The 13,950-nt window shown below is 35.9% G+C and carries 12 protein-coding genes; 3 read left to right on the forward strand and 9 right to left on the reverse strand.

Annotated features, from left to right (window positions below; all coding sequences use genetic code 11):
• The first annotated feature begins 597 nt into the window (after window positions 1-597).
• Together dusA and cobT are read left to right on the forward strand one after the other, a co-directional pair.
• Complete coding sequence (gene dusA, locus ACFILZ_RS04250; protein WP_375610388.1) at window positions 598-1,578, forward strand: tRNA dihydrouridine(20/20a) synthase DusA; 981 nt, start codon at window positions 598-600, stop codon at window positions 1,576-1,578.
• A 392-nt stretch (window positions 1,579-1,970) separates the two neighbouring features.
• Window positions 1,971-2,978 carry a nicotinate-nucleotide--dimethylbenzimidazole phosphoribosyltransferase gene (cobT, locus tag ACFILZ_RS04255; RefSeq protein ID WP_375610387.1) on the forward strand — a complete coding sequence of 336 codons (1,008 nt, stop codon included), beginning with the start codon at window positions 1,971-1,973 and terminating at the stop codon, window positions 2,976-2,978.
• Window positions 2,979-3,006: 28 nt separating this feature from the next.
• Here the strand turns inward: cobT and ACFILZ_RS04260 are convergent, their stop codons facing one another.
• The 7 genes from ACFILZ_RS04260 to topA all read right to left on the reverse strand — a co-directional run bounded on the left by ACFILZ_RS04260 (window position 3,007) and on the right by topA (window position 11,728).
• Window positions 3,007-3,498, reverse strand: coding sequence for an Lrp/AsnC family transcriptional regulator (locus ACFILZ_RS04260; RefSeq protein ID WP_375606910.1), 492 nt, complete (start codon window positions 3,496-3,498; stop codon window positions 3,007-3,009).
• 21 nt (window positions 3,499-3,519) lie between these two features.
• Entirely contained in the window at window positions 3,520-4,149 is a 630-nt protein-coding gene (locus ACFILZ_RS04265) for a uracil-DNA glycosylase family protein (protein ID WP_375610386.1), read from the reverse strand.
• Window positions 4,150-4,177: 28 nt separating this feature from the next.
• Window positions 4,178-4,741, reverse strand: a complete 564-nt coding sequence (locus ACFILZ_RS04270) for a thermonuclease family protein (protein WP_375610385.1) — start codon at window positions 4,739-4,741, stop codon at window positions 4,178-4,180.
• 332 nt (window positions 4,742-5,073) lie between these two features.
• Window positions 5,074-5,241 (reverse strand): 50S ribosomal protein L33, encoded by a 168-nt coding sequence (gene rpmG, locus ACFILZ_RS04275; RefSeq protein ID WP_004864083.1) that lies wholly within the window; start codon window positions 5,239-5,241, stop codon window positions 5,074-5,076.
• A 102-nt stretch (window positions 5,242-5,343) separates the two neighbouring features.
• The gene (locus ACFILZ_RS04280; RefSeq protein WP_375606907.1) at window positions 5,344-6,516 is read right to left on the reverse strand and encodes an MFS transporter; all 1,173 of its coding nucleotides are present in this window, start codon (window positions 6,514-6,516) and stop codon (window positions 5,344-5,346) included.
• A gap of 358 nt (window positions 6,517-6,874) precedes the next feature.
• The gene (rnr, locus tag ACFILZ_RS04285) at window positions 6,875-9,151 is read right to left on the reverse strand and encodes a ribonuclease R (protein WP_375610384.1); all 2,277 of its coding nucleotides are present in this window, start codon (window positions 9,149-9,151) and stop codon (window positions 6,875-6,877) included.
• Between the two features lie 3 nt (window positions 9,152-9,154).
• A complete protein-coding gene (gene topA, locus ACFILZ_RS04290) occupies window positions 9,155-11,728 on the reverse strand; it encodes a type I DNA topoisomerase (protein WP_375610383.1) in 2,574 nt (857 codons plus the stop codon).
• Window positions 11,729-11,992: 264 nt separating this feature from the next.
• Here topA and ACFILZ_RS04295 point away from each other — a divergent pair, with 264 nt between their 5' ends.
• A complete protein-coding gene (locus ACFILZ_RS04295; RefSeq protein ID WP_005773510.1) occupies window positions 11,993-12,199 on the forward strand; it encodes a hypothetical protein in 207 nt (68 codons plus the stop codon).
• Here ACFILZ_RS04295 and dprA read toward each other — a convergent pair.
• Window positions 12,129-13,361 carry a DNA-processing protein DprA gene (gene dprA / locus ACFILZ_RS04300; protein ID WP_375610382.1) on the reverse strand — a complete coding sequence of 411 codons (1,233 nt, stop codon included), beginning with the start codon at window positions 13,359-13,361 and terminating at the stop codon, window positions 12,129-12,131. The genes ACFILZ_RS04295 and dprA overlap by 71 nt on opposite strands.
• Window positions 13,318-13,950, reverse strand: a complete 633-nt coding sequence (plsY, locus tag ACFILZ_RS04305; RefSeq protein ID WP_375610381.1) for a glycerol-3-phosphate 1-O-acyltransferase PlsY — start codon at window positions 13,948-13,950, stop codon at window positions 13,318-13,320. Before plsY ends, dprA begins: the two co-directional genes overlap by 44 nt.

Here is a 13,950-nt window from a genome sequence, read left to right on the forward strand (position 1 = left end):
CCCTGATTTTAGTTTTTTTTTGCAAGAATCACAAAATGGCAAAATTAGATAGAATATTTAAGATGAAATTTGTCTATCTTATAAAGTGAAATCTAAGAATATCACCAAAAAGAACTCATTGATAAAAAATAATTTATAATTAGATTCGTGTGAAATAAGGTTTTTTTCTTCTTTAGGAGAAGATAAAGCTACTTTCTGTATCGTTTATTTGCACAATGAGTTAAAAAAATCTAAAGAAAATTAAATCGATCATGAAAAATTGTATAATGTGTTAGTTTAGCATTTATTATCTTAAACGCTGTACTAAATCATGTAAGGGGAGAGACTTGAAGAGCGTAAGAAGAACTTATAAATGAGTTTTTTATATTATAGTAAAAATCTTCTTTTTTCATGTTTATATACCTGAACACTAATCTATGAGAAATGCGATATTGTGTTTTGGCATGATTGATTGTAGTAAACCTTGATATCAATTGAAAATAATGAGCCGTTATTATACTCATGATAGTATAAGAGAATAAAATTTTCCGTAAACTAAAAGTAAGTATTTTTCTATGTATAAAGAGAGAGCTATAGGGACATGAGAGTAATACCCTCATGATATTTTACAACCTTCCATCGCCTATAAAATTTGCAGTAGCACCAATGTTGGACTGGACAGACCGACATTGCAGGTTTTTTTATCGTCTTTTAACGAAAAAAGCTCTCCTTTATACGGAAATGATGGTAGCAGATGCTGTCATTCATGGTGTTCGTGAACAATTGTTGGCTTTTAGCGACAAAGAACGTCCAGTTGCATTACAATTAGGGGGGGCAGATCCGAAAAAGTTAGCAGAAGCTGCACGAATTGCTGAGGATTTTGGCTATAACGAAATAAATCTCAATGTTGGTTGTCCATCAAATCGTGTTCAAGCAGGTGTCTTTGGAGCTTGTTTGATGCTACATCCAGACATTGTGGCAAATGCCGTAGAAGCAATGAAACAAGAGGTTACTATACCTGTAACTGTCAAATGTCGGATTGGAGTGGACGAACAAGATGAAGAATTAGCATTAGATCTTTTGGCTAATCAGGTTTGGAATGCCGGATGTGATGCACTCTGGATTCATGCTCGCAAGGCATGGCTACAAGGATTGAGTCCGAAAGAAAATCGTAATATTCCGCCCCTTAATTATGAAAGGGTTTACAAATTAAAACGTCAATATCCTCATAAATTCATTGGGATAAATGGTGGAATTAAATCGATTGATGAGATCAAAGAACACTTAACTTTCTGTGATGCTGTCATGGTTGGTCGCCAAGTTTATCATGATCCAACTTTGTTAAAACATATTGATTTTGAACTCTATGGTGAGTCGCAGAATAGTCTAAGTGAGAATGATCTTATTGAGGTTATGTGTGATTATGCAGCTCGACATATTGCATCGGGGGGGCGGCTTTCTCATGTGACACGTCACATGATTGGTTTATTTCATGGGCGGGGTGGGGCACGTCGATGGCGGCAAATACTATCAAATGATGCGACAAAACCAAACGCAGATATATGTACTTTAAAAGAAGCTTTTTATGCTCTCATTTAATAACAGTCAGACAATTAACATATATTAAAGTTGAGATCCTTTGCGTTTTGATTTCTTTGCGATAATTTTGATCCTTTTAATTTTATAAGTTTTTGAAAGTTTATAACTTTTATTATGAATAAGAATGTTAGAATTTATATATTAAACGGCATGCTGATTATACCTATTAAATAAAAAATAACTTAAGGGTATCACTGTAAAGGTAGTCATAAGATATTAATAACATTTTGAATCTTGCACGTTTGTTATTGGGGTAGAAAATAGAATGTAGAAATTATTGCTTTCATAGTATTTAACATTTTTAAAGCACTGTTAAAAAAACAATAAATTATTCATATCCTGTATATATGACGTGATTTTCATAAACATTGTAGATTTTAAAAGGTATCCTTATGATCGCTAGTCCATTTGATGATTTTCGTGCTTTACTTACAAATTTACCTGTTGCTGATGAGTTTTCTATAATTTTGGCAAAAAAACGGCAAAAAAACTTAACAAAAGAGCAAGGAACATTGGGAAAACTAGGAGATATTGCTGTTTGGTATGCGGGGTGGAGAGGTACAGAAAAACCTATAGTAACGCGACCTTTGGTTGCTGTTTTTTCTGGAAACCATGGTATTGTAGAGGAGAATATTACACCATTTCCACAATCTATGACACAAAAAATGGTACAAAATTTTGCATCTGGCGGTGCTGCTATCAACCAAATTTGTATCGCTTATGATCTGGGATTAAAAATTTTTGATTTAGCATTGGAATATCCAACAATGAATATTACCAAGGATGCTGCAATGGACGAGAGAAGTGCAGCTGCTACAATGGCATTTGGAATGGAATCCATTGCTGGTGGAACAGATCTTTTATGTATTGGTGAAATGGGAATTGGAAACACAACAATAGCTTCAGCTTTATGTTTAGCATTGTTTGGTGGAGACGTTGAAGAGTGGACAGGACATGATATGGAATCGGAGGGTGATTTTTATCAGCGTAAAATAGCAGCGGTTAAGGCAGCAGTTTCCTTGCATAAGGAGCATTTAAATGATCCTTTTGAGATAATGCGTCGCTTAGGAGGACGTGAAATTGCTGCTATGGTTGGTGCTATTTTGGCGGCAAGAATGGAAAAGATACCCGTTATTTTAGATGGTTTTGTGGCAACAGCAGCGGCAGCGGTCCTTTATAAAATGCATCCAAAAGCTCTTGATCATACTCTCGTTGGACATGTTTCTTCTGAAAAAGTCCATCGTAAACTTTTACAAAAAATTGGCAAAGAACCACTTCTAGATTTTGGAATGCGTCTTGGTGAAGGAACAGGAGCAGCTATAGCAGCTGGAATTGTCAAAGCTGCTGTTTTAACTCATGCACAAATGGCGGTTTTGGAACAAGAAAGTTTGAACACTTAAAAGATGATGAGACGGATATAAAAAACGCTTAAGAGTTATGTTCATTTACCTTTTCATGTAATTTAATATAATTCAGCGGAAGCTCCGTTGTATATTTAATCTGTTCCATTGCGAAAGAAGATGAGACATCACGGATATCAATTTTAGAAATTAATTTTTTATAAAAAAGATCATAAGCTTCAATATTGGGAACAACAACACGCAATAAATAGTCAATATCTCCACTCATTCGGTAAAATTCAATAACTTCACGGAACTCCTGCACAATTTGTGAAAAACGCTTAAACCATTCATGACTATGTGTATTTGTGCGAATAGACACAAAAACAGTGACGTGTGCGTTTACTTTTTCTGGAGAAAGAACAGCAACACGACGTTGAATGACGCCATCTTCTTCAAGTTTTTGAATCCTACGCCAGCAAGGAGTGGTCGAAAGTCCCACTTTTTTAGCAATATCAGCAACAGAAAGTGTCGCATTTTCTTGCAAAAGATGTAAAATTTTTCGGTCAAGACGATCCATATTTCTTCTCAATATCTTAATTTATAAAAATTTACGCACTAAACGACGCAGATATACAATAAGCTCATCGTTAAACCATGGATTTTTCTGTAACCAAGAAGTATTTCGCCATGACGGATGAGGCAAAGGCATAACATTATAGCCTCGAGGTTGAGGAATGGAAAGAATATTTCTCCAATCACCAACAGTTGCAGAAACGGTTTTATGTTTTAATTCTGTAATGTGCCACTTTTGCGCATAACGACCAATGGCAAGAACAAGCTTTATTTGAGGCATTGCCTGAAATATCTTTTCATGCCATATTTCTCGACATTCACATCTTGGTGGTAAATCAGCTTTATTTTTGTCATAACCTGGAAAACAAAATCCCATAGGAACAATAGCAAAGAGAGATTTATTATAAAATTCTTCTTTTGTAACACCCAGCCAATTACGCAATCTTTCGCCCGAACGATCATTAAAAGGGATAGAAGTTTCATGAACACGCAATCCTGGTGCTTGGCCTGCAATTGCAATCGAAGCAGTATCGGATAAATAAACGACAGGGTTTGGTTCATGAGGAAGAGGGGGAAAATAATGGGGTTGTTGGACGCAAACACGACAGGAATAGATCTCTTTTTCAAGTTTGATAATTGGGCTACATTGTTTCATTAGTAAATAAAATTAAAAAATATTTTTCTTATTCTGTGCGAGGATTTGCTTTGCGCCATTCTTTTGGTCGTTGAAAACTTGATGCCCATATTCCTTTCTTTTTCCTTCTCGCTTCTTGCTCTTCTTTGGGGTATTCATAATAATTTACAGCCCAACCATTATGTACAAGTGTTGCGTTGATATTGCTAACTTGTTTTGTTTTACATGTTGCAAGAATACGGCGATATTTATCTGTTTTTTGCCAGTGACATATAACAGTTTGATTTTTTAATAATTGTTCTAAATATTTCTTTGCCTCAAGCCCACAAGGGTAGCGTGCTTCCTTTTTTCCACAAAATTGGTGGAGTTCAGGAGCATCAATTCCAGCTAGTCGAATCTTAATTGAAGAAATCATAATGGTATCGCCATCAATGATTAAAGCATTTCCTTTAACAGAGTTTTGAGAAGAAAATTTTTCTTTTTGAGGCAACTGCTGAGTTTTCTTAAAGTAAGTTGACATAATGATAAGAATGCTGGCAGCGACAAAAATACTGAAACCGATAACTTTTAGATTAAAGATTCTTAGATTAAAATGAGAAAAAGATTTTTTCATGAAATAAAGAAACTGCTAACATTACTATAACTCTATTTTAGTATTGTTTATAATTCATCCGAGAAGCTTTATTCATATGACGAAACAATGTCTCGTTTTAATGACAAAATTTTCGTTAGATATCACAATAATCAAATACTCATGCAGAATATATGTAAGCAACTTAAATAATAAATCAACTTAATCCAAATCCGTACAAAACGTACAAAGTTTAAAGTAAACTTTTTAAACTTAAGGAAATAAAAAAACACCCCTCAAAAAATAACTTTGAAGAGCAATACTCCCACATTTCTTTTGGAGTATAAAATCTATCAATTCAATAATAATTTTATTTATTTAATTTTTGTTTCTTTAAATTCAACGTGCTTTTTTACAACTGGATCATATTTACGCTTGCTCATTTTATCTGTCATTGTGCGGCTATTTTTCTTTGTTACATAGAAAAAACCAGTATCTGCAGTTGATAAAAGCTTGATCTTAATGGTTGCTGCTTTAGCCATAATGTAAATACCCTATTTATACTGAAAAAATATTATTGCTTTCAAAACTTATTTCCGACATCATCAGATTTTCCGGCAACAGTACGGATGTTCTCAAAAAAGTCAAGAGCTGATTAATTTTCTCATCAGTTGGATAAATACCAAAATGACATATAAACCGAAAAAAACAGCCATAGCTATTGAAAAACCAAAAGGATTAAAAATATCCATGGATTTTCCAATAAAGGTTGGCCCGATGAGCATACCAATTCCATAGCAAAAAATAAAGGCAGAATTAGCAGCAGCAAGTTCTTGGCCCTTAAGACGTGCTCCTAGATGTGCCAGAGCAATTGTATAAAGGCTAGCTGATACACCACCAAGAAGGAACAGATCAAGCATTAGAACCCATGGATATTGAGTGATCCATGGTACCATAAAAGTTCCCACAAGACCTAGGATAGCACAACTTATTAGTGGATAACGTCGATCTTTGGCATAGTCGCTTATAATGCTGATAGGAATTAAGAGCAAAACATTCCCAAGTGCAAGCGTTGCCATAAAGTGTGCTGCTTCATGCTCATTATAGCCAATGGATAAAGTAAAGGGTGTTATAAGAGTTAATGCGCCCATTTGAATAGCACCGTAAACAAACACTGCCATCATGGCACTTGGAACATAAAAAAGATAACGAAAAAATGGCGTATATTGGCTTTTTTGAAATTCTGGACTTAATTTCCAAGCCGCAAGAATTGGGATAACAGCAAGTATAATAAGGCTATAGCCAACAGCAAAAGGAATAAAGCCTTGTGTTCCCACTTTTGCTAGCAACGTTGGACCTACCGCAAACCCTAATCCTAAAACAATAGCATAAATGGAAAGAACCAAGCTACGTTTTTTAGGGGGAGCACAACTGTTGATCCAAAACTCTGACAGGATAAACATAACTGTCATAGTGAAATGTAATATAAACCTTAAAATGAACCAAACCCATAAGGGGTCGAAAAAATAGAATCCTAAAAAACTTAAAGATCCTATAGCCATCATAAGCAATATTGTTTGAGAAATTCCTAAGCATAAGGCGATTCGAGACGTAAAAATAGCTGCAATAATTGTGGCGATTCCACCAACAGTTCCACTATAGCCGATTGTACTGTTGGAAAGTCCTTTTTCTGCCATAAGAAAAGAGACAAGTTGTGTTCCCATTCCCAATGCTGTTCCAACGGTACCAATGGTTGCAATAGCTGCAATAATGGCACGCAAAGAATTATTTTGAGAGTCAAAAGCTTTTTTTTTCATAAGAATGACTTAAGATACTTTTGTTTATTCGAATAATAAAAAGGTGTGCTGAAATGAAAAAAGCTCAAGCTCTCTTTTGCAGATTTTCTCACCTATTAAGTATAAAAAACCTGCAAGATTTTTATAAAATTACTATATTTATAAAATAAATCACATACCTTTATATACTAAATAAAACATAAAAATAATATAAATACTACATATTATAGGTCTTTTCTTAGCTTTAAGTCATTATTATTTATATGCTTTTAAAGAGAGAAACAAGAGGTTTAATTATTTTTAATAAAGATTTTTAGACTTTAAAATAAAAAATAATACAACGAAAATTATAAAAATGTTTTTTACTTTTTATTTTTAATTAATTTTTTCTTTTCCCATAAAAAGTATATTTTTGTTTTTTTAATTTGTTTTTATGGTAGGATGTTGGTGAAAATTTTATTGGACGAGGTTTTGTTAAGAGTTCAAAGCATAAAGCGCCAGCAAAAGGTTGTACCGTTATAAGTTTTACTTCTACAACATCACTGAGTTGATAGCCTTTATGGCTACGCTGTCCTACAAGAACATGTTGTGTTTCATCAAAATGATAATAATCATTTTTAAGTGTAGAAATATGGACAAAACCATCTGTATTGAGTTTATCAAGTGAGATAAAAAGACCTGCTTTTATAACTCCGGAAATGCGACCTGTAAAAATACGACCGATTTTATTCGTTAAATAGTGAGCAACAAGCCGATCAATCGTTTCTCTTTCAGCTACCATCGCACGGCGCTCATATAAAGAAATTTGCGTAGCAATTTCTGCAAGATTTTGTTCTTGTGTCTCTGTTAATTGATCATTTCCTAATTTGAGAGCTTTAATGAGTGCTCGATGAATAATGAGATCAGCATAACGACGGATTGGTGATGTAAAATGTGTATAGTTCTGCAAGTTCAAACCAAAATGGCCACTATTTTTAGGGTTGTACTCTGCTTGTGATTGTGAACGCAAAATAACTTGATTGACTAGTTCTTGTTGTTGAGTATGAGCGACCTTTTCTAAAATTCTATTAAGGCGCGCTGAGGTAAGTTCGCTTCCGCGGGAAAGTGGTATCCCCAAACTTTGAAGAAAGCTCCGAAGTATTTCTTGCTTGGCAAGAGAGGGTTTCTCATGAATACGGTAGATGAGGGGCTGATGATGTTCTTTTAAGGTTTCAGAAGCTGCAATATTTGCTTGTATCATAAACTCTTCAATCAAACGATGTGCTTCTAATTGTGTTTCACTCACAACATCTTTTATGCATCCATTTTGATCAAGAATAATCTTTTTTTCTGCAATTTCTAATTCTAGTGGTTGTCGAAGATTTCGCGCAGCTTTAAGGCATGCATAGGCTTCCCATAAGGGGTGCAAAATGCTCTCAAAAAGAGGGGCTATTTTTTCATTTATATTACCTTCAATTGCCAATTGTACTTCTTGATAAGAAAGTTTGGCTCTTACCCGCATCATAATACGATGAAAACTATGTTTTCGTTTATTACCGTTTGCATCAAAAATCATACGAACTGCTAAAGCTGGCCGTTCTTTTCCTTCACGTAGAGAACATAAATCATGAGAAAGGCGTTCAGGCAGCATTGGCACAACAGTATCGGGAAAATAAACAGAATTTCCGCGTTTCAATGCTTCTTTATCTAAAGCACTTCCTGTTTTGATATAGTAAGAAACATCTGCGATGGCTACAATAATAATCCAACCATCATTGTTTGCTGGATCCTTATCCTTGGTTGCATAAACTGCATCATCATGGTCTTTTGCATCTGGTGGATCAATTGTAATAAAGGGTAATTGTCGCCAATCTTCACGATTATCCATATTGGCAGCTTTGATATGTTTGGCTTGCTCAAGAACACTTTCAGGAAAAATATAAGGAATTCCTTTCGAAAGAAGCGCTATCATTGAGAGTGTTTTCTCACTCTTAATGTGCCCTAAAACATTCTTTATTTTTGCGCTCTTTAATCCGTAACCAGTATTTTTTTTTATTTCGACTTCAACGAGATCACCCGTTTCAATCTTCATTTCTGGAGACATTTCAACAATAAGTTCATTGGTTTTGCGGTCTATAGGATCAAGGCGCAATTGATTATTTTCCAATTTTCGTACAATAGCAAATGCGCTTTTGGGAGATACATCAATTTTACGAATAATTCGTCCCGTATAAGGATGGCTTGAGCTTTCAGAATTTTTATTTCGAAAAACTTTTACAAGAATATGATCTCCAACACCAATATTACTTCCTTTTATGTGATGAAAAGAGTGTATTTCAATATTGGGCTTTGGAGAATCTTCCCATTCAAGAGGTTGTGCAATAAAACTTCCATCTTTATCACGTCCGCTAATTTTTACTAAAGTAACAGGAGGTAATTTTCCTTTGTTTATTGCTCTTTTGCGGTGTTTAGATATAAGATTTTGATCCTTCAACTCACGTAACATATCTCTAAGCAAAATACGAGAATCACCTTTTAAGTTAAAAGCTTTGGCGATTTCTCGTTTACTTGAGTGGTTAGGATTCTTAATTATAAAGGAAAGGATTGCTTCCTTATTGGGAAAAGTTTTCCCCTTGAATGAAGAGAGATATTTTATGTTTTTTTCACCTTTAGCCAAAATTTATATCTCTTTTATTTTTGCTTTTGTTTTAGAAGAAGCTCTTTTTGAAGTTGTTTTTTTACTCGATGCTTTAGCCGATATAAGTTCTAGTGCCTCTGGAAGTGTTACACTAATGGGATCTTTATCTTTTGGCAATGTTGCATTAATTTTACCCCAATTGACATAAGGACCATAACGCCCGTTGCGCACGGTAATGGTTCCTCCTTCGGGATGCTCTCCTAATGTTGCCAATGCTTCAGGTGTTGTTCTGCTTTGCCTGGTTTTGTTTTCTTGTTGTTCTGCTAATACTGTAACAGCGCGATTGATACCAATATCAAAAACTTCATCTGCATGAAGAAGGCGCGCAGATTTTCCGTTATGGCTAAGATAGGGACCATATCGTCCAATCGTAGCCGTGATTGTTTTTCCGGTTTCAGGATGAATGCCAATTTCACGGGGAAGGGATAGTAAAGCCAAGGCTTTATCAAGGGTTACATTTTCTGCCTGCCATTCTTTTGGTAGTCCTGCACGCTTAACTTCTTTGCTTTCACCAAGTTGAATATAGGGACCAAAGCGGCCATTACGAAGAGAGATCTCTTTTCCTGTTTCAGGGTCAATACCAAGTATAACAGGTTCATCATTGCGTATAGCTTCATTCTCTTCTCCAGTGTCTGTACCAAGTTGGCGTGTGTATTTACATTCGGGATAATTGGAACAGCCAACAAAAGCACCATAACGACCAAGTTTTAATGATAATTGACCATTTTTACAAAGAGGACAGGAACGTACATCACTTCCATCTTCGCGTTCAGGAAAAGCGAGAGGTGCTAATGTTACATTTAAAGCATCAAGAACATTAGTTATACGGAGTTCTTGGATATTGATAATAGATGCATTAAATCCATCCCAAAAATCTCGCAATACGTCTTTCCAAGAAAGTTTGCCATCAGAGATAAGATCCAGCTTTTCTTCAAGATCTGCTGTGAAACCATATTCTACATAGCGATTAAAGAAATTTTCAAGAAAGGCTGTAACAATACGTCCCTTAGCATCGGGAATAAGCTTTCGTTTATCAATGACAATATATCCACGGTCACACAATGTCGCCAATGTGGATGCATAAGTTGAAGGACGACCAATTCCTAACTCCTCAAGCTTTTTAATTAATGAAGCTTCAGAATAACGAGAAGGGGGCTCTGTGGTATGTTGTATAGATTCAACTTTTTCTTTTGTCAGTGCTTCACCAGTGTTTATTTGTGGTAAACGTGTTGATTCATTTTCTTCATTATTTTCTTCGTCTCGTTGATCCGTGTAGACGGAAATAAAGCCATCAAAGCGAATAACAGATCCTGTTGCTCGTAGATTTGCATGGTTTTCTCCTTGTTGTGCTTCAATTTCAACAGTTGTACGTTCAATTTCAGCAGAGCGCATTTGGCTGGCAATAGCACGCTTCCATATTAGCTCATAGAGCTTTGCTTGATCGCTATCGAGAAAATTACGGACTTGACTAGGATTGCGTTGAAAATCTGTTGGACGGATCGCTTCGTGTGCTTCCTGTGCATTTTTTGCCTTTGTTGAATAAAAACGTGGCTTTTCAGGAATATAGTCTTTTCCGAAAGTTTCATGAATAACTTTTCTTGCTGAATCAATAGCCTCAGGTGCTATTTGCACACCATCGGTACGCATATAAGTAATAAGCCCTGCCGTTTCACCGTTAATTTCAATACCTTCATAAAGCTTTTGGGCAATTTGCATAGTGCGAGAAGCTGAAAATCCTAATTTTGAAGAAGCTGCTTGTTGTAGTGTGGAGGTTGTAAATGGAGGAAAAGGATTTCTCTTTGTAGGTTTTGCTTCAACACTGAGTGTATGGTATTGGGCTTGCTCCAACATAAAGCGAATTTGGTCTGCTTGTTCTTGAGATTGAATATCAAGCTTGCCTATTTTTCTTTGATTAAACATTGTCAATCTTGCTTGGAAACCATCATTTCGGATGGTTTTTAACTGTGTTGTAATGGACCAATAATCTTCTTTGATAAAATGTTCTATTTCTGATTCACGATCACAAATAATACGCAAAGCAACCGATTGAACGCGTCCTGCTGAACGCGCACCAGGAAGTTTACGCCATAAAACAGGTGAAAGTGTAAAACCAACGAGATAATCAAGAGCACGACGCGCAAGATAAGCATCTACAAGCGATGTATCAATATCACGTGGATTGTTCATAGCATCAAGCACAGACTTTTTGGTGATGGCATTGAAGACAACTCTTTTAATAGGTTTATCTTTTAAAACTTTTTTTTGACGGAGAACATCCAGAATATGCCATGAAATAGCTTCCCCTTCACGATCAGGGTCTGTTGCTAATATAAGGCTATCGGCTTCTTTAACGGCTTTTGCTATTTCATTTAAACGTTTAGCGGCAGCAGAATCTATATCCCATTTCATAGAAAAATCTTGATCCGGTAAAACAGAACCATCTTTTGCAGGCAAATCACGAACATGTCCAAATGATGCGACAACTTTGTATTGAGACCCAAGATATTTATTAATTGTTTTTGCTTTTGCTGGAGATTCAACGATAACGATATTCATAATTTTACCCAAATATTGAAATAAAAATTTTTTTATAAACGCCTTTCACGCGAATAGCTAATGCCAATTGCTTAAGAGCACATAAAAAAATATTAGCCATATAAAAAACATGAATATTGTACAACTTATGATTGTCATTATTAGAGTACACCCTATATAGAATTACACGATTTATTTTCCACTGTTATTACAAAAACATACGGCGAAATACTAAAATAACGTCTATTGAGAGGTAGGAGGGGAAATGCTCAAGGATAGAGGATTATGTTTATAAATCATTTAAAAGTTATCCAATATATTACAGACATGTCAAAGCAAATGAATCAGATGGCGCGTCAGGCGCACAGTCCGCTTTTAGCATTGCTTTTGGATATGGTTGCCAAAGAAGGGCAAAGCATTATTAATAGTGCTGAGGCTCTTGGGGAAGATCAAGATTCGACAATGACACACAACCACCAGAGTGTCGAATAAGCTTTCCAGCAAGGTCGAGTTCTACCAACAAGAGGTAGAGAACTGGGAGTGAAACACCTGAGTGGATACTGAGTGTGTCTAAATCGATTGGCGTTGTTGAAAGAGCGGAGAGAACTGCTGCGCGTGCTGCATCATCATCTGCTAAAGAGAGGCTGTTGTTTTTTTTATCTGCTAAATTAAAATTCTCCTTTTCAAGTTGTAAAGAGGATGGTTCCTCAAAAAAATTGAGTTGGGAATTTGGAAGCGGTGAAATTAATGGCGTAAGTGTTTCTATGATGTCAGAAGGATGTGTGGTGAGTAGAGCTCCGTCTTTGATAAGATTGTTGGTACCAACAGATCTTGGATCAAGTGGAGAACCGGGAATGGCAAAAATTAACCGTCCCATTTCAGCTGCTTGACGTGCGGTAATTAAGGATCCTGAGCGCAGAGCTGCCTCTACAACCAAGAGACCAAGTGACAAAGCTGCAATAATACGGTTTCTTCTTGGAAAATCGATAGCACGCGGCTGCCAAGAAATGGGCATTTCGCTGATGATGGCTCCACCGTTGGCAATAATATCTTCATGCAACTTTTTATTTTCAGGAGGATAGATATGATCAATTCCTCCAGCCATGACTGCAACAGTTCCTGTTTTTAAACTTGCTTGATGCGCAACACTATCAATTCCACGAGCAAGCCCAGAAATTGTTACAAAGTCTGCTTCTCCGAGAAAACGCGCAAATTGAGCCGTAAGCTTTTTTCCCGCAGCTGAAGCATTTCGAGAACCTATAATTCCAATAGAAGTTTTTTGAAAAATTGCAACATTACCTTTGATAGCAATAAGCGGCGGAGGGGCTTCTGTAACCTTAAGAAAAGCTGGATAATCTGGTTCTCCTATACCGATAAACCGGACATCTAATCTTTCAGCTTCTTGCATTTCTTTTTCTGCATCTTCTAAGCTTGCTATTTTAATAGATACAGAACCACCACCTTTTCTACTAAGCTCTGACAGCGCTGCCAGAGCATTTTCTGCTGTTTTATAATGATCAATGAGATTGCGAAAACTAACAGCTCCAATATTTTCACTGCGCAATAACCGTAACCAGCTTAGACGTTGACGATCAGTAAGCAGGATTCCTTTATTTATCTCCGTTTTTCGTACCAATCTTATTTTCTTCCCCAATTAATAATCTACCGATATTTGCATAATGTTTTATGAAAACAAATATGCTCATCATAATCAGCATACAACAGAAATAAGAAGCGGAAAAATAAAAAACAAATACCGGTGTGATCGTAACAGCAATAAGCGCAGATAGTGAAGAATAACGCATGAGAAGAAAAATCGCACTCCATACAATAATAAAAATAATTGCTGCAGGCCAATAGATTCCTAAGCACACCCCTAGATAGGTAGCAACACCTTTGCCGCCTTTAAATTTAAGCCATACGGGGAAAAGATGTCCTAAGAAAACAAAAAAGCCTGCTAGAGAAATAAGAATACTATTGTCTAGCGGATCACTAAAAAATTTTGTAACGAAAACAACGATAGTTCCTTTTAACATATCACAAAGAAGTGTTAGAGCAGCAAGCTTTTTATTTCCTGTTCGTAAAACATTTGTTGCTCCAATATTGCCGGAACCGATTGTTCTTATATCACCAATTTTGAACAATTTCGTAAAAAGAAGCCCAAATGGAATCGAGCCAATGAGATAAGATATGAGGAAAATAAACCATGGAGTGAACTGAAAAAATATTTCTGCTTCATTCAT

Origin of the sequence: Bartonella sp. AP40SXNS (genome assembly GCF_042195825.1) — a bacterium.
Lineage (GTDB): Bacteria > Pseudomonadota > Alphaproteobacteria > Rhizobiales > Rhizobiaceae > Bartonella.

Excerpts from the sequence above, each read along its gene's own strand:
- cobT (WP_375610387.1), top strand. The coding sequence starts at position 1,971 with ATGATCGCTAGTCCATTTGATGATTTTCGTGCTTTACTTACAAATTTA.
- ACFILZ_RS04270 (WP_375610385.1), bottom strand. The coding sequence starts at position 4,741 with ATGAAAAAATCTTTTTCTCATTTTAATCTAAGAATCTTTAATCTAAAA.
- ACFILZ_RS04280 (WP_375606907.1), bottom strand. The coding sequence starts at position 6,516 with ATGAAAAAAAAAGCTTTTGACTCTCAAAATAATTCTTTGCGTGCCATT.
- topA (WP_375610383.1), bottom strand. The coding sequence starts at position 11,728 with ATGAATATCGTTATCGTTGAATCTCCAGCAAAAGCAAAAACAATTAAT.
- rpmG (WP_004864083.1), bottom strand. The coding sequence starts at position 5,241 with ATGGCTAAAGCAGCAACCATTAAGATCAAGCTTTTATCAACTGCAGAT.
- ACFILZ_RS04295 (WP_005773510.1), top strand. The coding sequence starts at position 11,993 with ATGTTTATAAATCATTTAAAAGTTATCCAATATATTACAGACATGTCA.
- ACFILZ_RS04260 (WP_375606910.1), bottom strand. The coding sequence starts at position 3,498 with ATGGATCGTCTTGACCGAAAAATTTTACATCTTTTGCAAGAAAATGCG.
- plsY (WP_375610381.1), bottom strand. The coding sequence starts at position 13,950 with ATGAATGAAGCAGAAATATTTTTTCAGTTCACTCCATGGTTTATTTTC.
- ACFILZ_RS04265 (WP_375610386.1), bottom strand. The coding sequence starts at position 4,149 with ATGAAACAATGTAGCCCAATTATCAAACTTGAAAAAGAGATCTATTCC.
- dusA (WP_375610388.1), top strand. The coding sequence starts at position 598 with ATGATATTTTACAACCTTCCATCGCCTATAAAATTTGCAGTAGCACCA.